This is a genomic window from Pseudomonas sp. GW456-L12 (assembly GCF_059424045.1).
The window spans coordinates 14876-40816 of sequence record NZ_JBWKZA010000038.1 but is presented as its reverse complement, the minus strand read 5'-3'; the positions used below and the strand labels follow the sequence as shown (position 1 = coordinate 40816).

Annotated in this window: 18 protein-coding genes and 1 pseudogene; 10 read left to right on the top strand and 9 right to left on the bottom strand. The window is 65.1% G+C overall.

The window, feature by feature from the left end; translation table 11 throughout:
- Nucleotides 1-4: 4 nt before the first annotated feature.
- From prmA to AC07Y9_RS28815, 7 genes and pseudogenes are all read right to left on the bottom strand, one after another.
- Entirely contained in the window at nt 5-883 is an 879-nt protein-coding gene (gene prmA, locus AC07Y9_RS28845; RefSeq protein ID WP_102680536.1) for a 50S ribosomal protein L11 methyltransferase, read from the bottom strand.
- Between the two features lie 287 nt (nt 884-1170).
- On the bottom strand, nt 1171-2526 hold the full coding sequence (gene accC / locus AC07Y9_RS28840; RefSeq protein WP_007921646.1) for an acetyl-CoA carboxylase biotin carboxylase subunit: 1356 nt from the start codon (nt 2524-2526) through the stop codon (nt 1171-1173).
- Between the two features lie 17 nt (nt 2527-2543).
- Nucleotides 2544-3005: an acetyl-CoA carboxylase biotin carboxyl carrier protein gene (gene accB, locus AC07Y9_RS28835; RefSeq protein ID WP_007921645.1), complete on the bottom strand. Its 462-nt coding sequence runs from the start codon at nt 3003-3005 to the stop codon at nt 2544-2546.
- 24 nt (nt 3006-3029) lie between these two features.
- Nucleotides 3030-3485, bottom strand: a complete 456-nt coding sequence (gene aroQ / locus AC07Y9_RS28830; RefSeq protein ID WP_007921644.1) for a type II 3-dehydroquinate dehydratase — start codon at nt 3483-3485, stop codon at nt 3030-3032.
- A 144-nt stretch (nt 3486-3629) separates the two neighbouring features.
- Nucleotides 3630-5423 (bottom strand): protein-disulfide reductase DsbD, encoded by a 1794-nt coding sequence (locus AC07Y9_RS28825; RefSeq protein WP_102680535.1) that lies wholly within the window; start codon nt 5421-5423, stop codon nt 3630-3632.
- A gap of 157 nt (nt 5424-5580) precedes the next feature.
- Nucleotides 5581-6087, bottom strand: a pseudogene (locus AC07Y9_RS28820) (methyl-accepting chemotaxis protein); the annotation flags it as partial.
- 1510 nt (nt 6088-7597) lie between these two features.
- Nucleotides 7598-9262 (bottom strand): response regulator, encoded by a 1665-nt coding sequence (locus AC07Y9_RS28815; protein WP_007921641.1) that lies wholly within the window; start codon nt 9260-9262, stop codon nt 7598-7600.
- 292 nt (nt 9263-9554) lie between these two features.
- On the opposite strand from AC07Y9_RS28815, the gene AC07Y9_RS28810 reads away from it, so the two are divergent.
- From AC07Y9_RS28810 to speA, 4 genes are all read left to right on the top strand, one after another.
- Nucleotides 9555-10622: a DUF2333 family protein gene (locus tag AC07Y9_RS28810; RefSeq protein ID WP_102680534.1), complete on the top strand. Its 1068-nt coding sequence runs from the start codon at nt 9555-9557 to the stop codon at nt 10620-10622.
- Between the two features lie 3 nt (nt 10623-10625).
- Complete coding sequence (locus AC07Y9_RS28805) at nt 10626-11162, top strand: NUDIX hydrolase (protein ID WP_007921639.1); 537 nt, start codon at nt 10626-10628, stop codon at nt 11160-11162.
- Between the two features lie 296 nt (nt 11163-11458).
- Complete coding sequence (locus tag AC07Y9_RS28800; protein WP_007921638.1) at nt 11459-11830, top strand: translation initiation factor Sui1; 372 nt, start codon at nt 11459-11461, stop codon at nt 11828-11830.
- 223 nt (nt 11831-12053) lie between these two features.
- Complete coding sequence (gene speA, locus AC07Y9_RS28795; RefSeq protein WP_087092546.1) at nt 12054-13967, top strand: arginine decarboxylase; 1914 nt, start codon at nt 12054-12056, stop codon at nt 13965-13967.
- A gap of 61 nt (nt 13968-14028) precedes the next feature.
- On the opposite strand, the gene AC07Y9_RS28790 is transcribed toward speA, so the two are convergent.
- On the bottom strand, nt 14029-15375 hold the full coding sequence (locus tag AC07Y9_RS28790) for an MATE family efflux transporter (protein WP_102680533.1): 1347 nt from the start codon (nt 15373-15375) through the stop codon (nt 14029-14031).
- 189 nt (nt 15376-15564) lie between these two features.
- Between AC07Y9_RS28790 and AC07Y9_RS28785 the strand changes: the two genes are divergently transcribed.
- Nucleotides 15565-20469 carry an alpha-2-macroglobulin family protein gene (locus AC07Y9_RS28785; RefSeq protein ID WP_102680532.1) on the top strand — a complete coding sequence of 1635 codons (4905 nt, stop codon included), beginning with the start codon at nt 15565-15567 and terminating at the stop codon, nt 20467-20469.
- Between the two features lie 80 nt (nt 20470-20549).
- Here the strand turns inward: AC07Y9_RS28785 and AC07Y9_RS28780 are convergent, their stop codons facing one another.
- The gene (locus AC07Y9_RS28780) at nt 20550-20843 is read right to left on the bottom strand and encodes a hypothetical protein (protein ID WP_007921634.1); all 294 of its coding nucleotides are present in this window, start codon (nt 20841-20843) and stop codon (nt 20550-20552) included.
- A gap of 217 nt (nt 20844-21060) precedes the next feature.
- Between AC07Y9_RS28780 and pbpC the strand changes: the two genes are divergently transcribed.
- The 5 genes from pbpC (at nt 21061) to AC07Y9_RS28755 (ending at nt 25795) form a co-directional block, all read left to right on the top strand.
- Complete coding sequence (pbpC, locus tag AC07Y9_RS28775; protein WP_256580976.1) at nt 21061-23373, top strand: peptidoglycan glycosyltransferase PbpC; 2313 nt, start codon at nt 21061-21063, stop codon at nt 23371-23373.
- 66 nt (nt 23374-23439) lie between these two features.
- Complete coding sequence (locus tag AC07Y9_RS28770) at nt 23440-23742, top strand: MazG-like family protein (protein ID WP_053259493.1); 303 nt, start codon at nt 23440-23442, stop codon at nt 23740-23742.
- The gene (locus AC07Y9_RS28765) at nt 23742-24491 is read left to right on the top strand and encodes a methyltransferase (RefSeq protein ID WP_007928683.1); all 750 of its coding nucleotides are present in this window, start codon (nt 23742-23744) and stop codon (nt 24489-24491) included. The genes AC07Y9_RS28770 and AC07Y9_RS28765 overlap by 1 nt, the downstream gene beginning before the upstream one ends.
- Before the next feature lie 12 nt (nt 24492-24503).
- Nucleotides 24504-25115: a DUF4136 domain-containing protein gene (locus AC07Y9_RS28760; protein WP_087092542.1), complete on the top strand. Its 612-nt coding sequence runs from the start codon at nt 24504-24506 to the stop codon at nt 25113-25115.
- Between the two features lie 122 nt (nt 25116-25237).
- Nucleotides 25238-25795: a DUF4136 domain-containing protein gene (locus AC07Y9_RS28755; RefSeq protein WP_007928685.1), complete on the top strand. Its 558-nt coding sequence runs from the start codon at nt 25238-25240 to the stop codon at nt 25793-25795.
- Nucleotides 25796-25941: the final 146 nt, after the last annotated feature.

The window sequence follows — 25941 nt, the reverse complement described above, 5'->3', positions numbered from 1 at the left end:
CATTCTAGCGCCGACGGCCGGTGATGCGTACCCAGCCATCGAGGTTGGCGATCGGGTCCAGGTCGAAGTCCCGGGCGTAGGCGGCAGCGACTTCCTCACCCTGTTCGGCGAGGATGCCCGACAACGCCAGGCGTCCGCCGCTCTTGACCAGGCTGGACAGTTGTGGCGCCAGGGCGACCAGCGGGCCGGCAAGAATGTTGGCGACCAGTACGTCCGCCTGGACCTGCGGCAGGTCTTGCGGCAGATAGAGCGGGAACAGCGCTTCGGCGATGTTGTTGCGCCCGGCGTTGTCGCGGGAGGCTTCCAGGGCCTGCACGTCGATGTCGGTGCCCACCGCCTGTTTGGCGCCCAGCAGCAGGGCGGCGATCGCCAGGATCCCGGAGCCGCAACCGAAGTCCAGCACGTTGCAGCCTTCCAGGTCCTGACCGTCGAGCCATTCCAGGCACAGGGCGGTGGTCGGGTGCGTGCCGGTGCCGAAGGCCAGGCCCGGATCGAGCAACAGGTTGACCGCGTCCGGCTCGGGAGCGGCGTGCCAGCTCGGGACGATCCACAGGCGCTGGCCGAAACGCATCGGCTGGAAGTTGTCCATCCAGCTGCGTTCCCAGTCCTGGTCTTCGATCACTTCGCTGTGATGTTCGGGCAGCGGGCTGCCGGTCAGCAGCTCAAGGTGGGCCAGCACGCTGGCGGCCTCGGTGCCGTCTTCGAACAGGGCCAGCAGGTGAGTGTGATTCCACAGCGGGGTGGTGTTGAGTTCCGGTTCGAAGATCGGTTGATCCTCGGCGTCCATGAAGGTCACCGAAACGGCGCCGACTTCGAGAAAAGCGTCTTCGTAGGTTTCGGCTTGTTCTGGGCTGATGGCGAGACGGACTTGCAGCCAAGGCATGGCGGGCACCTTTGAAATATGTAATGTGCAGCCTAGCGGGCTGCGAGAAGCGCGCAAGTTTACGCGAGCGAGGCGCAGAAAACGACACGCCAGGCGCCATTTCCACTTGCCCGCACCGCCTCTCTGTAGAAGCGAGCTTGCTCGCGATGCCTGCAAGGGCGCCGCATAACACCAGGAAAATGCGCGCTGTCGCTGATGGCCCTATCGCGAGCTGGCTTGCTCCTACAAGAGGGGCAGAAACGACAAGGCCGCTCGAAAGCGGCCTTGTCGTTCTGGTGCGGTGTCGATCAGTGTTGGCCGGCCAGCTTGTGCTCCAGGTAGTGAATGTTCACGCCACCTTTGCAGAAGCCTTCGTCACGGGTCAGGTCGCGGTGCAGCGGGATGTTGGTCTTGATCCCGTCGACCACGATTTCGTCCAGCGCATTGCGCATGCGCGCCATGGCTTCTTCACGGGTTGCCCCGTAAGTGATCAGCTTGCCGATCAACGAGTCGTAGTTCGGTGGAACCGCGTAACCGCTGTACAGGTGCGAGTCGACGCGCACGCCATTGCCGCCCGGAGCATGGAAATGCTTGACCGTGCCTGGGCTTGGCATGAAGGTTTTCGGGTCTTCGGCGTTGATCCGGCATTCCAGTGCATGGCCACGAATGACCACGTCCTTCTGGGAGATCGACAGCTTGTTGCCAGCGGCGATGCTCAGCATCTCCTTGACGATGTCGACGCCAGTGACCATTTCCGATACCGGGTGCTCTACCTGCACGCGAGTGTTCATCTCGATGAAGTAGAAACGGCCGTTCTCGTACAGGAACTCGAAGGTGCCGGCGCCGCGGTAGCCGATGTCGATGCACGCCTTGACGCAGCGGGCGAAGACTTCCTGGCGCGCGGTTTCGTCGATGCCCGGAGCCGGTGCTTCTTCAAGCACCTTCTGGTGACGACGCTGCAGGGAGCAGTCGCGGTCGCCCAGGTGGATCGCGTTGCCCTGGCCGTCGGACAGCACCTGGACTTCCACGTGGCGTGGGTTGGTCAGGAACTTCTCCAGGTAGACCATCGGGTTGCCGAACGCCGCGCCCGCTTCGGAGCGGGTCAGCTTGGCCGAGGAGATCAGGTCTTCTTCTTTATGCACCACGCGCATGCCGCGACCACCGCCGCCGCCAGCGGCCTTGATGATCACCGGGTAGCCGACTTCACGGCCGATGCGCAACGCGGTTTCTTCGTCTTCCGGCAGCGGGCCGTCGGAACCGGGAACCGTAGGTACGCCGGCAGCGATCATCGCGTGCTTGGCCGATACCTTGTCGCCCATCAGGCGAATGGTCTCGGCTTTCGGGCCGATGAAGGCGAAGCCGGAGTTCTCGACCTGCTCGGCGAAGTCGGCGTTTTCCGCGAGGAAGCCGTAGCCTGGGTGAATGGCGGTGGCGCCGGTCACTTCGGCGGCCGCGATGATCGCCGGAATGTGCAGGTAGGAGTGCGCGGCGGAGGCCGGGCCGATGCAGACGGATTCGTCCGCCAGACCCAGGTGCATCAGTTCCTTGTCGGCCTTGGAGTAAACGGCGACGGTCTTGATACCCATCTCTTTGCAGGCACGCAGAATCCGCAGGGCGATTTCACCGCGGTTGGCGATCAGAACTTTTTCCAACTTCGCAGACATCGTTGGCTCTCCGCGGTTCAAACGATGGTGAACAGCGGTTGGTCGTACTCAACCGGCTGGCCGTCTTCGACGAGGATGGATTCGATCACACCGCTGGTTTCAGCTTCGATGTGGTTCATCATCTTCATGGCTTCGACGATGCACAGGGTGTCGCCTTTCTTCACGCTCTGGCCGACTTCAACGAAGGCTGGCGAGGTTGGCGAGGATTTGCGGTAGAAGGTGCCGACCATCGGCGAACGGGCAACGGTGCCGTTCAGCGCTGGGGCAGCTGGAGCTGCTGGTGCGGCAGCGGCGGCCGGAGCGGCAGCGGCAGGCGCGGCAACTGGAGCAGCCATCGGTGCCGGTGCGTAGTACTGCTGGGCTGGAGTCTTGCTGTGACGGCTGATGCGTACGGACTCTTCGCCTTCCTTGATCTCGAGCTCGTCGATGCCGGACTCTTCCAGCAGTTCGATCAGTTTCTTAACTTTACGGATATCCATGAATCATCAACTCCCAAGGGTCGGTCAGGGGCGTTTAGCTTGTTGTTCAAGCTGCTCTAGTGCGGCCTCCAGGGCCAGTCGGTAACCGCTGGCGCCAAGGCCGCAGATCACTCCCACCGCAACGTCGGAGAAGTAGGAGTGATGGCGGAAAGGTTCGCGTTTGTGCACGTTAGACAAATGCACTTCGATGAATGGGATGCTCACCGCCAGCAGCGCGTCACGTAATGCGACGCTTGTATGCGTAAAAGCTGCTGGATTGATCAGAATGAAGTCCACGCCTTCATCGCGGGCGGCGTGGATACGGTCGATCAATTCGTACTCGGCGTTGCTTTGCAGGTAGAGCAAATGATGGCCGGCCTCGCGGGCCCGGCGTTCCAGGTCCTGGTTGATCTCAGCCAGGGTGACTGCACCGTAGACCCCCGGTTCACGGGTGCCGAGCAGGTTCAAGTTGGGTCCGTGAAGAACCAGTAGGGTCGCCATCTGCCGTTCCTTGTTATTGCGCAGTGATTGGAATGTGCGGTTATCAGAACCCGGCGACTATGCCGCAAAGCCTTTGTGACTGTCCAGTTCTCTGCAATAGGCAGCACGATGACCGATGTTTACCTAAAATATGTGACCAACTGGCTAAATCCGGTCATTTGCTGCAGCAATGCGTTCAGCGAAGTCCGCGGCGCTGATTTCGCCGACCACACGCACATCGGCACGTTCGACGCCATCTTTGCCGAAGAACATCAGCGCCGGCGGGCCGAACAGTTGGTAGCGGTCCAGCAGGGCGCGCTGTTCGCGGTTGCTGGCGGTGATATCGAAGCGCACCAGGCGGTAGCCCCGCAGGCGTTCGACGACCTGGCGGTCGTTGAGCACTTCGCGTTCGATGACTTTGCAACTGATGCACCAGTCGGCGTACCAGTCGAGGAGCAGCGGGGTACCGGCATTCCGGGCATCGGCCAGGGCCTGCTCCAGCTCACCGGGGGTGGTGACGGTCTGCCACTGGCCGGCGCTGGTTTGCCCGGCGCTGTTGCTGGTGGCCGCGACCGGTGGGCGGGCGAGCGGGCTGAACGGATCGGTCTGGCCGCTGAATGCGCCGTACCAGCAGGCCAGGGCATAAAACAGCAGGAACAGCCCGCACAGCTGCGCCAGGCGCGCGCGCGGCGCCTTGTAGACAAACTCCAGGGCTCCGAGAAACAGGCCGACACCGGCCGCCAGCGCGCCAATCAGCAACAGGCTGACCTGGCCCGGCAAGACCCGGCTCAGCAGGCCGATCGCCAGGCCGAGCAACAGCACGCCAATGGCGTTTTTCACGTAGACCAGCCATGGCCCGCTTTTCGGCAGCCAGGCCGCGCCGCCGGTGGCCACCAGCAACAGCGGCGCGCCCATGCCCAGGCCCAGGGCGAACAGTTTCAGGGCGCCGCCCAGGGCGTCGCCGCTGGCGCTGATATACAGCAGGGCGCCCGCCAGCGGCGCCGAAACGCAGGGCGATACCAGCAGGCTGGACACCACCCCGAGAATCGCCGCGCCCCATAGCGAGCCACCTTCGGTACGCCCGGCAATGCGTTCCAGGCGCTGGCTGACAAAACGCGGAAGCTTGAGTTCGAAGACATCGAACATCGCCAGGGCGAACACGACGAAGAACAACGCAAAGGGCACCAGCACCCAGGCCGATTGCAGGCGTGCCTGCAAATTGAGCTGGGCGCCGAACAGCCCCATCAAGGCGCCGAGCAGGGCGAAACAGGCGGCCATCGGCAACACATAGGCGAGCGACAGATTGAAGCCGCGCCAGCCGCCGACCTGGCCCTTGAGGACCACGCCGGACAGGATCGGCAGCATCGGCAGGACGCAGGGGGTGAAGGTCAGGCCGATGCCGGCCAGGAAGAACAGCGCCAGTTCGCGCCAGCTCCAGGCGGTTTTCCCATTATCGGTAGCGGGGCCGCCGGCACTTGAGGCATTGGCCGAAGAGGCCGCGCCATCGATCTGCAAACGCTCGGTTTCCGGTGGATAACACAGGCCCTTGTCGGCGCAGCCCTGGTAGGTCACGGCCAGGGTGAAGCCTCGTTGGTCCGTGGCGCTGCGCGGCAGTTCGACATCGACAATGCCGTGGTAGACCTCGACGTCACCGAAAAACTCATCGTGTTTCTGTTCGCCCTTGGGCAGTTGGGCGGCACCCAGGGTGATATCGGCGGGCTCGGCGCGGAACTGGAAGCGGTGGCGATAGAGGTAGTAACCCTCGGTGGCGACGAAACGCAGCTTGATCGACTGCGGCGTGCTTTGCAGCAGGCTCAGTTGGAACGCTTCGCGCACCGGCAGGAAGTCGGCGCTGTTATTGATCGAGCCCAGGGTTGAACTGGGGCGGCTGTCCAGCAACCCGGCGGCGGTCGCCGGCAGGGCAAGCACAAACAGCATCAGGCAAAGCAGGCGACGCATGGCAATCTCGCGAATCGAAGGTGTGCGCATGATAGCGGAGAGCGGTGGGGTTCGCAGGCTGGCGGGTGGGCTGGGTTGCTTTTGATCGCGGGCAAGCCTCGCTCCTACAGGTTCGCTTCGTCTGTAGGAGCGAGGCTTGCCCGCGATAGGGCTCAAGTCAGACGCGGAACGCCTGCACCGCCGTGTGCAACTGGCCGCCGAGGGCCAGCAGGTTCTCGCCTTGTTCGCGGCCTTCGCCGATGCGTTGCAGGTTATCCCCGCCCAATTGATGGATGCGCTCGCTGTGGTCGCGGATTTCGCTGACGGCGCCGCTTTGCTGGGCCGTGACATCGGCGATGCGGATGGCGGTGTCGGAAATGGTCTGGATCGCCCCGACGATTTCATCCAGCGCGCCGTCCGCGGCCTGGGCCTGGCTGGCCGTGGCTTCGGCATGTTCGACCTGGGCGCGCATGCCTTCCACCGATTGCCGGGCGGCGGCCTGCAGGCCGGCGATCAGGGTCTGGATCTCGGCGGTGGCACCCGCCGTGCGTTGGGCCAGGGAGCGCACCTCTTCGGCGACCACGGCAAAACCGCGGCCCATTTCCCCGGCTCGCGCGGCTTCGATGGCGGCATTCAGGGCCAACAGGTTGGTCTGGTCGGCAATGGAACGGATCACCGTGAGCACGCCGCCGATGGTTGCCGACTCCTCGGCCAGCTGTTCGATCATCTGCGCGTTGCCTTGCACTTCGCCGACCAGGGCATGTAACCCGGTCAGGCTCAGGCCGATCACTTTCTGCCCCTGTTCCACCGCCATTCCGGCACTGCGGCTGGCATCGGCGGCCTGGCTGGCATCGCCGGCGACTTGCTGGATGGTCGCTTCCAGCTCGCCGAGGGCGTCGCGGATCTGCGCGGTGTCGCCGGCCTGGCGCTCGGCCCCGCCGTGCAGGCCACTGCTCAGTTCCGCCAGGGCGCGGCTGCTGCCGGCGACCTGTTCGGCGTTCTGCCGGATGGTGCCCACCAGGTCCACCAGGTAGGCGCGCAGGCGGTTCAGGGATTCTTCGATGTCGTGCAGTTCGCGGTTGGTCCGGCCCAGCTGGATGTCGCGGCTGAAGTCGCCTTCGGCCCAGGTCGACAGGGCCGGTGCCAGGTTGGTCAGGACCCGTGCCAGCCGACGCTGCAAGGTGTCGATCAGCAGGGCGATCAGCAGGATCAAGCCGATCATCAGGCCCTGCATCAGCCGCACTTCGCCCTGGATCTGCCCGTGCTGGGCGCGCACGACCGGTTCCAGTTCGGCGATGGCCTGCTGCACGGCGGTGATTTTCAGGTGCGTGGCGGCGCTGAGGTCGGCGCGTTTCTGGATCTGCTCGCGGGTGCGGTTCAGCTCGGCGGGGTAGCGGCCGAGCAGGCTGTTGAGTTCGCGCTTGAGGCCGATGCCGGCGTCTTCGACGGCGGCCTTCTCGGTGTTCTCCAGGCCCATCATGGCCGCGAAGTCATCGGTGTTCGACGCATTGCTGGCCGCGACACCCAGCAACGGCAGGGTTTCCAGCTGCTCGGCCTGGGCGCGCATGTTGCTCACTTCGCGCTCGACATCGGCGGCCAGTTCGCTGCGGCCGCTGCTCACCAGTTTGTCGCGGGCCAGGGACAGCTTGCCCAGGTGCTGGGAGGCGGTCAGCAGCAACGGCAGGTAGGTCGCGGCGCTGGGATTGCTGGCCGCCCCGGTCGCGTACTGGCTCAGTTGTTCGAGGCTGGCCCCCAGCTCGCGCTCGGCCTGCAGCAGCAGCGCTTGCGGATCGCCGGCCAGTTTGCCGGCGGCCAGCAGGTCGGTCTTGCTGAACTCGGCCAGGCCCGACAGGCTCGGGCGCAGGCTCTGCGCCAGTTCTGCGGGCAGTTCGTCGAGCTGGGCCTGCTGGGTTTCGATGGCCTGGCTGGCGCTGCTCAGGCGCAGGGCGTCGCCGCTGGCCAGGTAGTCCTCGATGTTGCGTGCCACCTGGTTCTGGAACTGCTGGGACAGCCCCAGGTAGCGCTCCATCAATAGGTAGGGGCGCTCGAGGGCGCGTTGCGACCACCAGAGCGTTGCGCCCAGGGCCAGGCAAACGGCAACTAATAGCAGGGTATTGAGATTGGTCAGCAGCTTCAGGCGCATCGCGTCCTACCAACGACTTGAATGGTAAGCGCCTGAACTTATTGCGTTTGTATTACAAGGTTATGACCGAATCGGTGGATTCTGGTGAAAAAGTGGCGCTTTGATGGCGCGCTGCCTGGACCCGGTTGCGCCCGCTGTCCTTGGCGCGGTAGAGCGCTTCGTCGGCCTGGCTGGCCATCATCAGGCTGTCGGAGTCTTCCCGCAGTTCGACCACTCCGGCGCTGAAGGTGCACCACAGGTCCTGGGGCTGGGCCGGGTAATGGATTTCGGCAAAGCGCTGGCGGATTTCATCCAGCACCTTGCAGGCCGCTTCCAGGTCGGTGTCGGGCATGACGATGGCGAATTCTTCGCCACCGTAGCGGCCGATGAAGTCGGTCTTGCGCAGGCGTTGCTTGAGAAACAGCGCCAGGCTCTTGATCACCCGGTCGCCCATGGGGTGACCGTGGCTGTCGTTGACCCGCTTGAAGTGGTCGATGTCGAGCATGGCGAAGCTCAGCGGCTTGTTTTCGCGGCGCGCGCGGAAGCTGCAGTCTTCGAGCAGTTGCAGGATATGGGTGTGGTTGTACAGCCCGGTCAGGCTGTCGCGGACCATGCGCGCCTTGAGGTTGCGCGCGCGGGCGGCGCGGTTGCGCACGGTGGTGATCAGGTGGCGCGGCTTGATCGGCTTGGTCAGGAAGTCGTCGCCGCCTTCGCTCATGGCGTCCAGCTGCTTGTCCAGGTCGTCTTCGGCCGACAGGTAGATGATCGGCACGCTGACATAACGGTCGTTATGGCGGATCACCTTGGCCAGCTCGGTGCCGGTACAGGCCGGCATGTACATGTCGAGGATGATCAGGTCCGGCTGGAAGTCGGCCAGTTCGGCCATGGCCTGGATCGGTTCGATCAGGGTCCGGGTGATGATCCCGGCACTGTTGAGCAGACGTTCGGTGTGCAGGGCCTGGGCGCGGGAGTCGTCGATGATCAGCACTTTATAAGGTTCGTACTGGGCGACGCAGGTGAGGATCTCGATCTTCTCCAGCAGGCTCGAGGCTTCCAGGGTGCCGGTGAGGAACTCCTGGCCGCCGGCGCGCACGGCGGCCAGGCGGGTCGGGGTGTCGGTTTCGTGGAGGCTGAAGAACAGCAGGGGCAGCTTCTGCTCCAGGCCTTCCTGGGCTTCGGCGGCCAGTTGCAGGCCCATGCCGTTGCCGCAGAAGTCGACGTCGATGACGATCGCCGCCGGCAAGCGCTCGACCATCGAGGAGCGGAACGCGGCGATGCTGTCCAGAGACTGGGCGCTGAGACCGAAGAACTCCAGCTGCTTGGCCAGGCGCTCGCCGCGATCGTGGTCTTGCAGCATCACGTAGATCGGCTTGCGCAGGGGCGGCAGGAAGGTCTGCTCCAACTGGTCGCCATGGCGCAGGCCGGTGCGCGACAGGCGTTGCATCAGGCGGTTGAGGTCGGTGATCAGGCCACTGCTCAGGCGCCCACGGTTGGCGTCCACCGCTTCCAGAGAGTCGCTGATGCTGCGCGCCAGCTGGGTATGTTCGGGTTGTTCGAAACGTTCGGCGAAACGCAGCAGGCGCAGGTTGGCCTCGCTGAGTTCGGACATGTCGGCGGTCGACCATTCGCTGCGCTGCAGGCGCTGCCATATCTCGAGGATCTGACGAGCCTGGTGAATTACCCGCTGGGCAAAGTGGTGCTTGAGGCGCTCACGGCTGGGGTCTTCTGGCTCGGTCATATCCTGACTACTAGTTAGGGTGCATGCTGAGATCGACTGGTGGCTCTATGCTAGCACCTCTTATGGATTGTACGAGTGTCGTACGTCAACAATCTGCAAAGCGACCTTATTCAGTTCCCGACCGACTGGTCGCATAGGTTCTGAACTGTGCTTCATTTATAGTGGCCGCTCGATGTACACCCGGCATGTGGCGCCTTGCGCAGCGGATGATTTTTAATCCGTTCGGTTCGAGGCACGATGGAGTAGGGTTGTGGTCGAACCGATGAACCCAAGTGATTGAAAGGATATAGCCATGCTGGACTGGAAGAACCGCGCGGGCAGCGCGCCGGATCGTGCTGCTGAACCCAAGTCGGCGACACGCAGCTACTTTGGTGGCCTGCTGTTCAGCCGCGCCCTGGGCACCCTGGTGGCCTTGTACCTGCTGGTGGCCGGTGCCCTGGGCTGGTACTGGAGCCAGGAACCGTCGCTGTTCCCCGTCCAGCAAGGCGCGCAAATTGCCGCCGAGAAGGAAGGCAAGCAGATGGTCGTGGGCTACACCACGGTGGAAACCCTCAAGACCGTGGCCGGCACCCTGCTGAACAAGCCGGGTGGCTATATCTCCAACGACCGTTTCCCGCCGGGCCTGTGGATGGACAACATGCCGAGCTGGGAATATGGCGTGCTGGTGCAGGTCCGCGACCTGACCCGCGCCCTGCGCAAGGACTTCGCCCGTTCCCAGTCGCAGTCCGCCGAGGATGCCGACCTGGCCAAGGCCGAGCCGCGCTTCAACTTCGACAACAAGAGCTGGGTGCTGCCGTCCAGCGAGTCCGAGTACCAGGAAGGCATCAACTCCCTGAGCCGCTACCAGGCACGCCTGTCCGATCCGAACCAGAAGAGCGCGCTGTTCTACGCCCGTGCCGACAACCTGAACAACTGGCTGGGTGATGTCGGGACCCGCCTGGGTTCGTTGTCCCAGCGCCTGTCGGCCAGCGTCGGCCGGGTCAAGCTCAACACCGCGCTGAAAACCGAAACCCCGGCGCCGGGCCAGTCGCCGCAGGTCGACGAAGAGGTGGTGGAAACCCCTTGGATGCAGATCGACAACGTGTTCTATGAAGCGCGCGGCCAGGCCTGGGCCCTGTCGCACCTGCTGCGTGCCATCGAGGTCGACTTCGCCGACGTGCTGGCCAAGAAGAACGCCACCGTCAGCGTGCGCCAGATCATCCGTGAACTGGAAGCGTCCCAGGAGCCGGTCTGGAGCCCGATGATTCTCAACGGCAGCGGCTTCGGCGTGCTGGCCAACCACTCGCTGGTCATGGCCAACTATATTTCCCGCGCCAACGCGGCTGTCATCGACTTGCGTCAATTGCTCAATCAGGGTTGATTCATGGTGGTTACCTCCAATGAGGCCGCGCATCGCGCGGCCTCCGATGCCGAACAAGTCGCCTGGGTCGATGGCGAAGACCAGTTGCTGGGCACGCTGGCCCGCTCGGAGTTGCGCGAGCGCGGCCTGATCGGGCGCGGCACCTATATCCTGCTGTTCAATTCCGCCGGTGAGCTGTGCGTGCATCGGCGCACCCTGAGCAAGGCCATTTATCCCGGTTATTGGGACGTGGCCGCGGGCGGCATGGTGCTGGCCGTCGAAAGCTACGCCGAGTCGGCGGCCCGGGAGCTGGAGGAAGAGTTGGGCGTGAGCGGGGTGGAATTGACCGCCCATGACCATTTCTTTTTCGAAGACACCGACAATCGCCTCTGGTGTTCGGCCTTTTCGGCGGTCTGGGACGGGCCTCTGCGCCTGCAGCCGGAAGAGGTGCTGGAAGCGCGCTTCATTGCGATCGACGAAGTGATGCGGGAAATCACCGAAAAGCCCTATTGCCCGGACTCCCTGGCGGCCTTGCAGCGCTATCTGGCGCGGCGTCGTTAAAGTTGTATAAATTGGCGCGGTTAGGCTCTTAGCAAGTCGGCTTTTTGCCGTTACACTGCGCGACCTTTTTCAAGCTGAGCCGGCTTGCTTTTGTAGGAGCGAGCTTGCTCGCGAAGAACGCAAGGATGATGGGTGCTATCTGAAAGCACGCGTTATCGCTGACGTCCATCGCGAGCAAGCTCGCTCCTACAAGGTGTACCGGCCCAGTAGCGCTGCCCCTGCCTGAGTGGGGCTTCGCGGTCGATGGCACAGGCCATGTGCTTCGACCAGTCTTTGTCCTCCCAAGAGGATTGCCGGTGGCCAAAAAAGCCGCATCCTTCGCCGCCCTTGGTGGCCTGGTATTTTCCACCGACGCAGGTCGACATTGCCCGGACTGTAGCCAGCCGGTGGCAGCCTGCATCTGCAAACAAACCGTTATCCCTGCCGGCGACGGCATCGCTCGCGTGCGTCGCGAAAGCAAGGGCCGTGGCGGCAAGACGGTGACCACCATCACCGGCGTGCCGTTGGCCGAAGACGCGCTCAAGGAACTGGCGACCACGTTGAAGAAACGTTGTGGCACCGGTGGCGCGCTGAAAGACGGCGTCATCGAGATCCAGGGCGATCATGTCGAGCTACTCTTGGCAGAGCTGATCAAGCACGGTTTCAAGGCGAAGAAGTCCGGCGGCTAGCAGCCTCTGTGAAAACCACCCCCGACTTGATGCAGCCCAGATCCGATTCAGGCTTGCCGTCGTCTTCATGGTTTTCACAGAGCCTGTTCATGACCGGTTTCTAAACTCAGCGCTGTAACCGAGGTCTATGTCCTCGTTGCAGGCTAATCGTCATTTTCATTCTTTAGACTGCGCCAGCCCCGGACCGGGGTGGCGCTCTATGACTTCTTTATAGGGGACTTCGATGTCCGTACGACGCACACGCAAAGACGATGGCAGCCAATGGACAGTTGCGGACAGCCGCAGTGTTTATGGGATTCGCCATTGGGGGGCCGGGTATTTCGCGATCAATGACGCCGGTCGCGTCGAAGTTCGTCCGAACGGCCCGAACAGCTCGCCCATCGACCTGTTCGAACAAGTCGAGGAGCTGCGCAAGAGCGGCTTGTCCCTGCCGCTGCTGGTGCGCTTCCCGGATATCCTGCAGGACCGGGTGCGCCAGCTGACCGGTGCCTTCGACGCCAACATCGAGCGCCTGGAATACCAGAGCCAGTACACCGCGCTGTACCCGATCAAGGTCAACCAGCAGGAAGCGGTGATCGAAAACATCATCGCCACCCAGAACGTCTCCATCGGCCTGGAAGCCGGCTCCAAGCCCGAGCTGCTGGCAGTGCTGGCGCTGGCGCCGAAAGGCGGCACCATCGTCTGCAACGGTTACAAGGACCGTGAGTTCATCCGCCTGGCGCTGATGGGCCAGAAGCTGGGTCACAACGTATTCATCGTGATCGAGAAGGAATCCGAAGTCGCCCTGGTGATCGAAGAAGCCGCCTCGCTCAAGGTCAAGCCGCAGGTTGGCCTGCGCGTGCGCCTGTCGTCCCTGGCGTCGAGCAAGTGGGCCGACACCGGTGGCGAGAAATCCAAGTTCGGCCTGTCGGCGGCGCAGTTGCTGTCGGTGGTCGAGCGTTTCCGTGGCGCCGGCCTGGACCAGGGCATCCGCCTGCTGCACTTCCACATGGGCTCGCAGATCGCCAACCTGGCGGACTACCAGCATGGCTTCAAGGAAGCCATCCGTTACTACGGCGAGCTGCGCAACCTCGGCCTGCCGGTGGATCACATCGACGTCGGCGGTGGCCTGGGCGTGGACTACGACGGTACCCACTCGCGCAACGCCAGTTCGATCAACTACGACATGGACGACTACGCCGGTGTCGTGGTCGGCATGCTCAAGGAGTTCTGCGACGCGCAGAGCCTGCCGCATCCACACATCTTCTCCGAAAGCGGCCGTTCGCTGACCGCGCACCACGCCATGCTGGTGGTGCAGGTGACCGACGTCGAGAAACACAACGACGACGTGCCGCTGATCGAGAATAAGGAAAGCCTGCCGGAAACCGTGCAATGGCTGGTGGACCTGCTGGGCCCGACCGATATCGAGATGGTCACCGAAACCTACTGGCGCGCCACCCACTACATGAGCGACGTGGCCGCCCAGTACGCCGACGGCAAGCTGACCCTGGCCGAGAAAGCCCTGGCCGAGCAGTGCTATTTCGCCGTGTGCCGGCGCCTGCACAACTCGCTGAAGGCGCGCCAGCGCTCGCACCGCCAGGTACTGGACGAACTCAACGACAAGCTGGCCGACAAGTACATCTGCAACTTCTCGGTGTTCCAGAGCCTGCCGGACACCTGGGCCATCGACCAGGTCCTGCCGATCATCCCGTTGCATCGCCTGGACGAAGAGCCGCTGCGCCGCGCCGTGCTGCAAGACCTGACCTGCGACTCCGACGGCAAGATCAACCAGTACGTCGACGAGCAGAGCATCGAGACCAGCCTGCCGGTGCATGGCCTGAACGAGGGTGAGGACTATCTGCTGGGCGTGTTCCTGGTCGGTGCCTACCAGGAGATCCTCGGCGACATGCACAACCTGTTCGGCGATACCGACTCGGTGAACATCTACCAGAACCCGAACGGCACCGTGTACCACGCCGGGATCGAGACCCACGACACCATCGAAGACATGCTGCGTTACGTGCACTTGTCGCCGGAGGAGTTGATGACTCATTACCGCGACAAGGTGGCCAGCGCGAAGATCAGCGCCAGCGAGCGTACCCAGTTCCTCGACGCCCTGCGTCTGGGCCTGACCCGCTCGTCGTACCTGTCTTCCTGAGGTTTCGACGGCTCAAGAAAAACCACCGCTTGCGGTGGTTTTTTTATGCACGCCGCAAAGCTCAGCGGGCCGGGCTGAACCAGCCGTCGTGCCGGCGCAGCCCGAGGGCGAAGGCCAGCAGGGTCAGGCTGCGCACCAGCATGAACAGCAGGAAGGTCAGCCACAGGCCGTGGTTGCCCAGGCCCTGCAAGGCCCAGGCGCAGGGCAGGGTGATGAGCACGCTGAGCAGCATGCCGTTGCGCATTTCCCGGGCTCGGGTGGCGCCGATGAACAGGCCGTCCAGCAGGTAGCTCCAGACTGCGATCAGCGGCAGGGCGGCGAGGTAGGGCAGGTAGGTGAAGGCGGTCTGCCGCACTTCGGCGATATCGGTCTGCATCTCGATGAACAGGTGCCCGGCGCACAGGAACAGCACGGCAAAACCGATGCTGGCCAGCAGCGACCAGCCGCCGGCCACCACCAGCGAACGGCGCAGGGCCAGGCGATCGCGGGCGCCGATGGCGTGGCCGCACAGGGCTTCCACCGCGTGGGCCAGGCCGTCCAGGGCGTGGGCGGTCAGCAGCAGGCCGTTGAGCAGCAGCGCGTTGGCGGCCACGGTCGCGTCCCCCAGCCGCGCGCCTTGCACGGTGATCAGAAAGAACACCGATTGCAGGGCCAGGCTGCGGATGAAGATGTCGCGGTTGACCGCCAGCAACGGCCGCCAACTGGCCCAGCGCTGCAACGCCGCCCAGGCAATCCGCCCCGGGTAGGCGCGCAGGGCCGGGCGGGTCATGGCCAGGCCGATCAGCGCGCCGGTCCATTCGGCGATCACCGAGGCCCTGGCCGAGCCGGCCACGCCCCAGTCCAGGCCTAGCACGAACCACAGGTTGAGGGCGATGTTGATCAGGTTGGTGCTCAGCAGGATCGCCAGCGGCGCCCGGGCGTTCTGGGTGCCGAGGAACCAGCCGACCAGGGCCATGCTGGCCAGCGCCGCCGGCAGCCCGAGCAAGCGGGTATGGAAGAAGGTGCGGGTCATTTCGTCCAGCTCGGCCGAAGGCTGCATCAGCTGCAAGGCCGCGCTGCTCAGCGGCACGCCTATGGCGCCCAGCAGCAGGGCCAGACCCATGGCCAGCAGCAGGCCTTGCACCAGGATCTGCCGCAGCGCCGCACCGTCGGCGCGCCCGGCGGCCTGGGCGGCAAAGCCGGTGGCGCCCATGCGCAGAAAGCCCATGGCCCAGGCCAGGAAGGTATAGAGGCTGGCGCCGACCGCCACCGCGCCGAGCTGGTGGGCATGGGGCAAATGGCCGATGACGGTGCTGTCGACCAGCGCCACCAGCGGCACGGAAATATTGGAAAGAATCATCGGCGCGGCCAGCGCCCACACCCGAGCATGGGTCGGACGGTGGCGCCAGGCAGAAATCAGGCTGGACATGCAGGCTCCTTGAGAGCGGGCATTGTAGCCGCTTGCCCGCCCGGCCATGCCATCCCGATCACGGCCCGAATCCTACAAAGACGCCGCGGGTGACAGGCCCTCTGTCGATCAATGTGCGCTGCGCCACAGCCAGCCGGACGGCGGTGAGATATAGTTCAACCCTTCGATACTCCTGCCAATGAGTGCCCCATGTTTAACAAAGGATTGTTCCTGGCCTGTGCGCTGGCCTTGCTGAGCGCTTGCGATTCCTCGACCTCCGACAAGGCGGCGAGCCCTTCGGCTCCGACAGCGGCAGTGCCCGCGGCCAAGGCCCGGCCCGTGCAGGATGTCGCAGTGCTCAAGCAACGCTACGCCGGTCGCGAGTTGAACGTGGTGGACGTGTCCGAGGTGCAACTCGACGGGGCCAGCACCCTGTCGGTGAGTTTCTCGGTGCCCCTGGACCCGCAGCAGAAGTTCGCCGACAAGCTGCACCTGGTGGACAGCAAGAGCGGCAAGGTCGACGGTGCCTGGGAGCTGTCGGACAACTTCATGGAACTGCGCCTGCGTCATCTCGAGCCGCAGCGCAAACTGGTGCTGACCGTCGACGCCGGGCTGCGCGCAGTGAACGACGCGACCCTGGCCGCCGAATACGTCAGTCGCCTGGAAACCCGTGACTTGCAGGCCACGGTCGGGTTCGCCAGCCGCGGCACCCTGTTGCCGACCCGCCTCGCCGAAGGCCTGCCGGTGATTGCGCTGAACGTCGACAAGGTCGATGTCGAGTTCTTCCGCATCAAGCCCGAATCGCTGCCGATGTTCCTCGCCCAATGGGGGCGCAATAACAGCCTGCACAGTTACGAGTCCCGTGAACTGCTGCCGATGGCCGACCTGGTGTATGGCGGCCGCTTTGACCTCAATCCGGCGCGTAATACCCGGGAAACCCTGCTGCTGCCGATCGCCGGGCTCAAGCCGCTGCAACAGCCGGGCGTGTACCTGGCGGTGATGCGTGCCTCGGGCACCTACAACTATTCGCAACCGGCAACCCTGTTCACCCTCAGCGACATCGGCCTGTCGATGCACCGTTACCAGAACCGCCTGGATGTCTTCACCCAGGCCCTGGAAGGCGGCAAGGCGCTGGACGGCGTCAGCCTGGAGCTGCTGGACGGCGAAGGCCGCGTGCTCGGCCAGGGCAAGACCGAGAAGGGCGGCCATGCCGAGTTGCCGCTGCCGAAGAAAGCCGAAGTGCTGCTGGCCCACCAGGGCGAGCAGACCAGCCTGCTGCGCTTGAACGGCGCCGCCCTGGACCTGGCCGAATTCAATATCGGCGGCCCCCAGCCTCATCCGTTGCAGTTCTTCGTGTTCGGCCCCCGCGACCTGTATCGCCCAGGCGAAACCGTGCTGCTCAACGCGCTGCTGCGGGACAAGGACGGCAATGCGGTCAAGCCGCAGCCGGTGAGCGTCGAAGTGCGCCGGCCGGATGAGCAGGTCAGCCGCAAGTTCGTCTGGGACGCCGATGCCTCGGGGCTCTATCAGTACCAGTTGCAACTGGCCGGCGAAGCGCCGACCGGGCGCTGGCAACTGGTGTTCGACCTCGGCGACGGCAAGCCGCAACTGTACGAATTCCTCGTGGAAGATTTCCTGCCCGAGCGCCTGGCGCTGGAACTCAAGGGCAGCGACACACCGCTCAAACCGGACGAGACCGTCGAGATCAGCGTCAACGGCCGTTACCTGTATGGCGCCCCGGCCGCCGGTAATCGCCTGAGCGGCCAGATCTACGTGCGGCCGCTGCGCGAGGCGGTCAAGGCCTTGCCGGGCTACCAGTTCGGCTCGGTCACCGAAGAAGAGCTGAGCCAGGACCTGGAGATAGAAGAGTCGACGCTGGATGAAAACGGCGAAGAACTGATCGCCCTGGAAAGCAAATGGGCCGAGGCCCGTTCGCCGCTGCAACTGATCGTCCAGGGCAGCCTGCAGGAGTCGGGCGGTCGCCCGATCACCCGTCGGGTGGTGCTGCCGGTGTGGCCGGCGGACAGGTTGCCGGGGCTGCGCGCGCTGTTCGACGGCGCGGAAACCGACGGCGATGGCCCAGCCGAGTTCGAACTGCTGGTGGCCAACAATGAAGGCCAGAAGCTGGCGGCGGACAACCTCAAGGTGCGCCTGGTGCGCGAGCGCCGCGACTACTACTGGAACTACTCGGAAAGCGACGGCTGGAGTTATCACTTCAACGAGAAATTCCTCACCCAGGACGAACAGGTCCTGAGTATCAAGGCCGGCGATACCGCGAAGGTCAGCTTCCCGGTGGAGTGGGGCCCTTATCGCGTCGAGGTCGAAGACCCGCAGACCGGGCTGGTCAGCAGCCTGCGTTTCTGGGCCGGCTACCGTTCCCAGGACAACGCCGAAGGCGGCGCGGTGCGGCCCGACCAGGTCAAGTTGGTGCTGGACAAACCGCTGTATGGCGACGACGACACCGCCAATGTCACGGTGACCCCGCCGGCCGCCGGCAAGGGCTACCTGCTGGTGGAGTCCAGCGACGGTCCGTTGTGGTGGCAGGAAATCGACGTACCGGCCGAAGGCAAGAGCTATGCGATCAAGCTCGATCCGAAATGGGCGCGCCACGACCTGTACGTCAGTGCGCTGGTGATCCGTCCCGGCGAGCGCAAGGCCAACATCACCCCGAAACGCGCGGTGGGCGTGTTGCACCTGCCCCTGGATCGCACTCAGCGCAAGCTCGGCCTGACCCTGAGCGCGCCGGAAAAAATGCGCCCCAAACAGCCGCTCAAGGTGAAGATCCAGGCCAGGAACGCCGATGGCAGCGTGCCGAAACAGGCCCATGTGCTGCTGGCGGCGGTGGACGTGGGCATCCTCAACATCACCGAGTACCCGACCCCGGACCCGTACTCCAGCCTGTTCGGGCGCAAGGCCTATGGCGCCGACCAGCTGGATATCTACGGCCAGTTGATCGAAGCCGGCCAGGGCCGCCTGGCCAGCCTGGCCTTCGGTGGCGACGCGGCGCTGGCCAAGGGCGGCAAGCGTCCGGACACCAGCGTCACCATAGTCGCCCTGCAAAGCGCGCCGGTGACACTGAACGAGCAGGGTGAAGGCGAAGTCAGCGTCGACATCCCCGACTTCAACGGTGAACTGCGCCTGATGGCCCAGGCCTGGACCGACGAACGCTACGGCATGGCCGAAGGCAAGACGGTGATCGCCGCGCCGCTGATCGCCGAGCTGTCGGCGCCGCGTTTCCTCGCCGGCGGCGACCAGACCACCCTGGCGCTGGACCTGTCCAACCTGTCGGGCAAGGCGCAGAAACTCGATGTGCAACTGAGCGCCGAAGGCCAGCTGGCGCTGGTCAACGAAACCCGTCAGAGCGTGCAACTGACCCAGGGCCAGCGCACCACGTTGCGGATTCCGGTGCGGGCGCTGGGCGGCTTCGGCCAGGGCAAGGTCAAGGTGCTGGTCAATGGCCTGGACCTTCCGGGCGAGAGCCTGCCACCGTTCAGCCGCGAATGGACCCTGGGGGTGCGACCGGCTTACCCGGCGTTGCTCAGGCATTACCGCGCGGTACTCAAGGATCAGCCGTGGAGCCTGCCGGAAGGCGAGCTGGCGGCATTCGAGCCGGCCGGGCGTGAGGCACTGTTGAGCCTGTCGAGCCGGCCGCCGCTGAACCTCGGCGAGCAGATCCGCGCACTCAAGGCCTACCCCTACGGCTGCCTGGAACAGACCACCAGCGGCCTGTACCCGGCGCTGTACGCCGATGCCGTCAGCCTGAAACGCCTGGGCCTGGAAGGCGAACCGGATGCCGAGCGCAAGCGCAAGATCGAGCTGGGCATCGAACGCCTGCTGGGCATGCAGCGCTACAACGGCAGCTTCGGCCTGTGGGGCGCGGACGGCGAGGAGGAATACTGGCTGACCGCCTACGTCACCGACTTCCTGCTGCGGGCCCGCGACCAGGGCTTCGCGGTGCCGGCCGAGGCGCTGAAGAAGGCCAACGAACGCCTGCTGCGTTACCTGCAGGAGCGCAACCTGATCGAGGTCAACTACAGCGAAAACGCCGAGCACACGCGCTTTGCCGTACAGGCCTACGCCGGGCTGGTATTGGCACGCAGCCAACAGGCGCCGCTGGGCGCGCTGCGCGGCCTGTTCGAACGGCGTACCGATGCGCGCTCCGGCCTGCCATTGGTGCAGCTGGCCATCGCCTTGCAGAAAATGGGCGACCAGCCACGGGCCGAGCAGGCCTTGACCGCGGGTCTTGCGGCTTCGCGCAACAGCAAGGACTGGCTGGCCGACTACGGCAGCCCGCTACGGGATCAGGCGCTGATCCTGGCGCTGCTGGAAGAGCACGACCTGGCCAAGGGCAAACGCGAGGAGCGGCTGTTCGAGCTGTCCGACCAACTGGCGGCCAGCCCGTACCTGTCGACCCAGGAGCGCAACTCGCTGTTCCTCGCCGGTCGCGGCCTGCTGGGCAAGCCGGAAGCCAACTGGACCGCGCAACTGAGCAGTGGCGCCGAAAGCCGCGAGCTGAACAACAGCCAGCCCGGCCTGAAGCTGGAAGGCGCGTTGCTGGCGTCGCCGTTGTCGATCAGCAATCAGGGCAGCGAGCCGGTGTACCAGCAACTGACCATTTCCGGTTATCCACAGCAGGCGCCGCTGGCCGGTGGCGAGAACCTGAGCATTCGGCGCGAATACCTGGGGATGAACGGCCAGCCACTGAACCTGCGGGCCCTGGGCAGCGGCGACCTGGTGCTGGTGCACCTGGCGGTCAGCGCCAAGCAACGGGTGCCGGATGCGCTGGTGGTGGACCTGCTGCCGGCCGGCCTGGAACTGGAAAACCAGAACCTGGCGCAGAGCGCCGCCAGCCTGGAAAACGCCAGCAGCCAGGTCAAGGAATGGCGCGAGTCGATGCAGAACGCCAGCCTCAAGCACCAGGAGTTCCGCGATGACCGCTACGTGGCGGCGCTGAACCTGGACGGCTACGACAGCGTCACGCACCTGCTGTACCTGGCACGCGCAGTCACGCCCGGCACTTACCGTGTGCCGCCGCCGCAAGTGGAGTCGATGTACCGGCCGAACTGGCAGGCCGTGGGTGAAACCCTGCCGGAGATGGTGATCAAGGGGCGTTGAGAAGGGTGATCGCGGCAAGCGCGCTCCTCATGTAGGAGCGAGCTTGCTCGCGATACGACCGCGCCGCGGTCGTCTATCGGTCAGTGCACCACCCAGCTCAGCAGCCACAACCCCAGCAGCAGCCAGATGATGCCCATGACGATCGAGGCGCGCATGAAGGCGCGGACCGCCGAGTACAGCAGCATCAGCCCGACGATCAGGGTGATGATGCTGATGATCGAGGTGTCCATGCCCAGCGCCCGCGACAAGCCGTCGATAAAGTTGCCGCCGGCGTTGGTCAGGGCGTTGAACAGACCGCTGAGGCCATCGACGATAAACCGTATGACCGAGCCCAGCGCCTGGCCGAGCCATTCAAAAAAGCTTTCTACCTGCATGCGTGCATCCTGATGAAAAAGTTGGCGTGCTTGCCAGACCTGAGCCTTTGGCCATCAATCGCGCTGGCGAGTTCCGTTCCAAGCATAGAGGTTCGCGGGTTTGATTTTTCGATTAGTTGCATCGCGCCTGCGCAGTTTTTGGTGGCGAATATTTGGCCAGGCACAGTCGCCCGGCTTGCCATCGCCGCAACCAAGCGGTCGCCGAGGCTGGCGCATCCTGCGGACCGTGCTGGGTGGCCTGTTGCTGCTGTGGGCCGGGCTTTGGCTGGCCGACCGCATCTGGCCGCTGCCGCTGCCCAAGGATGACCTGGCGCGGGTGGTGCTGGCCGAGGATGGCACGCCGCTGTGGCGCTTTGCCGATGCCAATGGCGTCTGGCGCTATCCGGTGCGCACCGACGAAGTCTCGCCCTATTACCTGGACGCGCTGCTGACCTACGAAGACCGCTGGTTCTACAGCCATCCCGGGGTCAACCCGATGGCGCTGGCGCGTGCCGCCTGGCAGAACCTCACGGGCGGGCGGGTGTTGTCCGGCGGCAGCACCCTGTCGATGCAGGTGGCGCGCCTGCTCGATCCCCACTCGCGAACCTGGCACGGCAAGCTGCGCCAGCTGTGGCGTACCGCACAGCTGGAATGGCATCTGAGCAAGCAGCAGATTCTCACCCTTTACCTCAACCGCGCGCCGTTCGGCGGCACCTTGCAAGGGGTGGCCGCGGCCAGCTGGGCTTACCTGGGCAAGTCGCCGCAGCACCTGACCCACGCCGAAGCCGCGCTGCTGGCGGTACTGCCCCAGGCGCCGAGCCGACTGCGCCCGGACCGGCATGCCGCACGGGCTCAGGCGGCCCGGGACAAGGTGTTGCAGCGCCTGGCGCAGTTCCAGGTCTGGCCGCAATCGGCGGTGGCCGAAGCCTTGCAGGAACCCCTGTTGCTGGCGCCGCGGCTGGAGCCGAGCCTGGCGCCCCTGCTGGCGCGCCGGCTGAATCGCCCGGACAGCCCGCCGCTGATCCGCACCACCCTGGACGCCAACCTGCAACGGCGCCTGGAAGACCTGCTTTTGGGCTGGCGCGCGCGCCTGCCGGAACACACCTCGGCGGCGATCCTGGTGGTCGAGGAGCAGACCATGGCGGTGCGCGCCTACCTGGGCTCGGTGGATATCAACGATGCGCGGCGCTTCGGCCATGTGGACATGATCAGCGCCATGCGTTCGCCGGGTTCGACCCTCAAGCCCTTCCTTTATGGCATGGCGCTGGATGCCGGGCTGATCCATTCCGAATCGCTGCTGCAGGACGTGCCACGGCGGTATGGCGACTACCGGCCGGGCAACTTCTCCATGGGCTTCAGCGGCGCGGTGTCGGCCAGCACCGCCCTGGCCACCTCGCTGAACCTGCCGGCGGTGCAACTGCTGGAAGCCTACGGGCCGAAACGCTTTGCCGCCGAGATGCGCATCGGCGGCATGCCGCTGACCCTGCCGGCGCTGGCGGAACCGAACCTGGCGCTGATTCTCGGCGGCGCCGGCAGCCGCCTGGAGGATCTGGTCAGCGGCTACAGCGCCTTCGCTCGTGGCGGCAAGAGCGCCAGCCTCCGCCTGCAACCGGACGATGAGTTGCGCGAGCGGCCCTTGCTGTCCCCCGGTTCGGCGTGGATCGTGCGGCGCATTCTCAGCGGCCAGGCGCGCCCGGACCGCGACCCGCGAGCCGAGCTGGTACAGCGCCCGGTGCTGGCCTGGAAGACCGGTACCAGTTATGGCTTTCGCGACGCCTGGGCGATTGGCGTCGGGCCGCGCTACCTGATCGGCATCTGGATCGGCCGCCCGGACGGCACCCCGGTGCCGGGCCAGTTCGGCCTGGCTTCGGCAGCGCCGTTGATGCTGCAAGTGCACGATGTGCTGATCAACCGCGACAGCCAGCGCGGTATCAGCGCGCCGGTGCAGCCGGTACCGATGAATGTCGGGGTGGCGGCGATCTGTTGGCCGCTGGGCCAGCCCATGAGCCGCAGCGATCCGAACTGCCGCCGCCAGCGTTTCGCCTGGACCCTGGACGGCACCACGCCGCCGACCTTGCAGGCGGCGGATCAACCCTTGGGCGTCGGCCTGCTGGAAAAAGTCTGGGTCAATGCCAAGGGCCTGCGGGTCGACGCCAAGTGCCCGGGGGCGCAGGCGCGGGATATCGCGCTGTGGCCGGCGCCGCTGGAGCCCTGGCTGCCGCGCATCGAACGGCGTGAAGCGCGCCTGCCGGCCAACGACCCGGAGTGCCCGGGGCCGGTCCTGGCGGCAGCGGCGCCGTTGTCCATCGTCGGCGTGCGCGAGGGCGATCGCTTGCGCCGCCCTGCGGCCAGCCAGGAACTGCTGCGGCTCAAGCTGTCGGCCCTGGGCGGCAGTGGCCGGCGCTGGTGGTTCGTCAACGGCGAGCCGCTGGGCGAGAGTGCCAACCAGGACAGCATCAACGCCAGCTTCGAACGGTTGGGGCCATATCAACTCAGCGTGCTGGACGAAGGCGGGCAGACGGCGCGGGTCGAGTTCAGCGTTATCGATTGAGGGGGCGGTGCGGGCCTTGCCTTCATCCGCCATCCCCCCGAAGCTATACGCCTTCAGGAGACCCCGATGAACCTAGACGAACTGACCCAACGCCTGCACGCCATTCGCGACCGCAATGACTGGCGGCAATTTCACAGCCCGAAGAACCTCGCCATGGCCGCCAGCGTGGAGATGGCCGAGCTGGTGGAGATCTTCCAGTGGTTGAGCGAAGACCAGTCGCGGCAATTGCCGGCCGACAAGCTGGCCCATGCCGGCCAGGAAGTCGGCGACATCGTGCTCTACCTGTTGCTGCTGTGCAGCGAACTGGGCCTGGACCTGGAGCAGGTGGTGCGCAGCAAGCTGGCCGACAGCGAACGGCGGTTCGGCTGATGAGCGACCGTCATTTCGACCAGCTGGCGACCCGTTTCGCCGAAAAGATCTACGGCGGCGCCAAGGGCGCGATCCGCCTGGCGGTGCTCCAGGCCGACCTGGCCGAAGCCTTGCCGGACCGCCCGCTGCGGGTGCTGGATATCGGCGCCGGGCTGGGGCATATGTCGCTGTGGCTGGCCCAGCGTGGCCATCAGGTGACCCTGGCCGAGCCGGCCGAACCGATGCTCGAAGGCGCCCGCCAGCGCTTCGCCGAGGCCGGCCAACAGGCGACCTTTATCCAGGCGCCCTGGCAGGACCTGCTGGGCCAGCTCACCGAACCCTATGATCTGGTGCTGTGCCATGCGGTGCTGGAATGGCTGGCCGAGCCCCACGCGATCCTGCCAGTGCTGCATCAACTGACCACCCAGGACGGCTGGCTGTCGCTGGCCTTCTACAACCGCGATGCGCTGATCTATCGCAACCTGCTCAAGGGCCACTTTCGCAAGATGCGCAAGAACGACATGGCCGGCGAGAAGCAGAGCCTGACCCCGCAACAGCCCCTCGATCCGCGGGAACTGGCGGCGCAACTCGACGGCTTGTGGCGGGTCGAAACCCAGAGCGGGGTACGGGTTTTCCATGACTACATGCCGGTGGAATTCCAGGCCCGCGCCGAGTTGCTGGACCTGTTGGAAATGGAATTGGCCCATCGTCGTCACCCAAGCTTTGCCGGGCTTGGGCGTTACCTGCACTGGATTTGTCGTCCGGTCTGAGCGGAGCTCGAAATGAAACGCCACGCTGGTTTGCTTGTGCTGTGCCTGGGGCTGGCGGCCTGCCAGAGCCCCAACCCCTATGTCGCCAGTTCCAATCCACTGCCGCCGGCGCCGCCACAGGCGGCCGGGACCTTCGACCGCAGCGCCTACCCCGCGCCCCAGCGCGACTATGGGCGCTATCGCAGCTGGGCCTGGCGCAACGGGCGCCTGCCCAATGGCTCGGCCTGGGCCGATTCGGCGCAGGTCGCCGAGGCGGTCAGCAATGCTCTCGACCAGCGCGGCCTGCGCCCGCTGCATGACAACCGTCCGGCGGACCTGTGGGTCAGCGCCGACCTGCACCTGGAAAAACGCCTGCGCCAGGTCCAGGACGACTACGGTTACGGTTACGGAGGATATGGCTACAACCGCTACGGCCCTGGTTATGGCATGTACAACACAGTGCCGGTGGTGCGTACCTACGAGGTGGAAGTCGTGGTGGTACGGGTCAACCTGTTCGACGCTAGCAGTGGCCAGCCGGTGTGGAGCGCCAGCGCGGAAACTTCGAGCCAGGGCAGCCTGAGCGAGCGCGCCGATGCGCTGCGCGAGGCTGTGGAAAAGGCCATGGCGGCGTATCCTCCTAGTTAGGCTCCGTACGAAGCTGCACGCTGGGCTGGGTTAAAGCAGGCTTGCCTGACCTTCGCTCGCCGACTTTCGTACAGACCCTAGCGACATCCCTTCAGGTGCATTTGCTCTTCTGGAGAAACATCATGTTCCGCCCTCTTGCTTTACTGGCCCTGGCCGCGCTGCTCAGCGCCTGCGCCGCCAACCAGGTCAACCATGACTTCGACGCCAGCCGCGACTTCGCGGCCTATCGCAGCTGGAGCTTCAAGGAACCCGCCCTGCAATACCGCCCCGACGATCCGCGGATCAAGAGCGACCTCACCGAGCAGCGCATCCGCCAGGCCGTCAGCGATCAGCTCGACCAGCGCGGCCTGCGTCCAGCCGCGGCGGGCAAAAAGGCCGATCTCAACGTCCAGACCTACCTGATCGTCGAGAACCGCCAGCAACAGGTCACCACCAATTACGGCGGCGGCTGGGGTGGCCCGTGGAACGGCTACTGGGGCGCGCCGATGTACAACGAAACCCGCAACATCACCTACAAGGTCGCCACCATCCAGATCGATCTGCTCGATGGCAAGGACGGCAAGCTGGTGTGGCGCGGCAGCGACGAGCAGATACTCAGCAGCACGCCGAACCCCGCCGATCGCAGCACGGCGATCAGGGAGACCGTCGGCCGGATCCTGGCGAACTATCCGCCCAGGTAAGTTGCTGCATTCCACCACGGGGCGAGGGCTGCACGGGCCCGTGCCCCATGCCCAAACACAGCGCTGGCAAGTCGCCGGCGTTGTATTCCAGCCTTGACTACACTCCTTTCACCCAGCGGAGGTTGCGCCCGGCGGTGCGCCGGCAA

Bases quoted from the DNA above. Each gene is read 5' to 3' on its own strand.
- accC (WP_007921646.1), bottom strand. From the start codon at position 2,526: ATGTCTGCGAAGTTGGAAAAAGTTCTGATCGCCAACCGCGGTGAAATC.
- AC07Y9_RS28785 (WP_102680532.1), top strand. From the start codon at position 15,565: ATGTTTAACAAAGGATTGTTCCTGGCCTGTGCGCTGGCCTTGCTGAGC.
- AC07Y9_RS28760 (WP_087092542.1), top strand. From the start codon at position 24,504: ATGAAACGCCACGCTGGTTTGCTTGTGCTGTGCCTGGGGCTGGCGGCC.
- AC07Y9_RS28755 (WP_007928685.1), top strand. From the start codon at position 25,238: ATGTTCCGCCCTCTTGCTTTACTGGCCCTGGCCGCGCTGCTCAGCGCC.
- AC07Y9_RS28780 (WP_007921634.1), bottom strand. From the start codon at position 20,843: ATGCAGGTAGAAAGCTTTTTTGAATGGCTCGGCCAGGCGCTGGGCTCG.
- AC07Y9_RS28765 (WP_007928683.1), top strand. From the start codon at position 23,742: ATGAGCGACCGTCATTTCGACCAGCTGGCGACCCGTTTCGCCGAAAAG.
- prmA (WP_102680536.1), bottom strand. From the start codon at position 883: ATGCCTTGGCTGCAAGTCCGTCTCGCCATCAGCCCAGAACAAGCCGAA.
- AC07Y9_RS28770 (WP_053259493.1), top strand. From the start codon at position 23,440: ATGAACCTAGACGAACTGACCCAACGCCTGCACGCCATTCGCGACCGC.
- AC07Y9_RS28790 (WP_102680533.1), bottom strand. From the start codon at position 15,375: ATGTCCAGCCTGATTTCTGCCTGGCGCCACCGTCCGACCCATGCTCGG.
- aroQ (WP_007921644.1), bottom strand. From the start codon at position 3,485: ATGGCGACCCTACTGGTTCTTCACGGACCCAACTTGAACCTGCTCGGC.
- accB (WP_007921645.1), bottom strand. From the start codon at position 3,005: ATGGATATCCGTAAAGTTAAGAAACTGATCGAACTGCTGGAAGAGTCC.
- AC07Y9_RS28825 (WP_102680535.1), bottom strand. From the start codon at position 5,423: ATGCGTCGCCTGCTTTGCCTGATGCTGTTTGTGCTTGCCCTGCCGGCG.
- AC07Y9_RS28815 (WP_007921641.1), bottom strand. From the start codon at position 9,262: ATGACCGAGCCAGAAGACCCCAGCCGTGAGCGCCTCAAGCACCACTTT.
- AC07Y9_RS28810 (WP_102680534.1), top strand. From the start codon at position 9,555: ATGCTGGACTGGAAGAACCGCGCGGGCAGCGCGCCGGATCGTGCTGCT.
- AC07Y9_RS28805 (WP_007921639.1), top strand. From the start codon at position 10,626: ATGGTGGTTACCTCCAATGAGGCCGCGCATCGCGCGGCCTCCGATGCC.
- speA (WP_087092546.1), top strand. From the start codon at position 12,054: ATGTCCGTACGACGCACACGCAAAGACGATGGCAGCCAATGGACAGTT.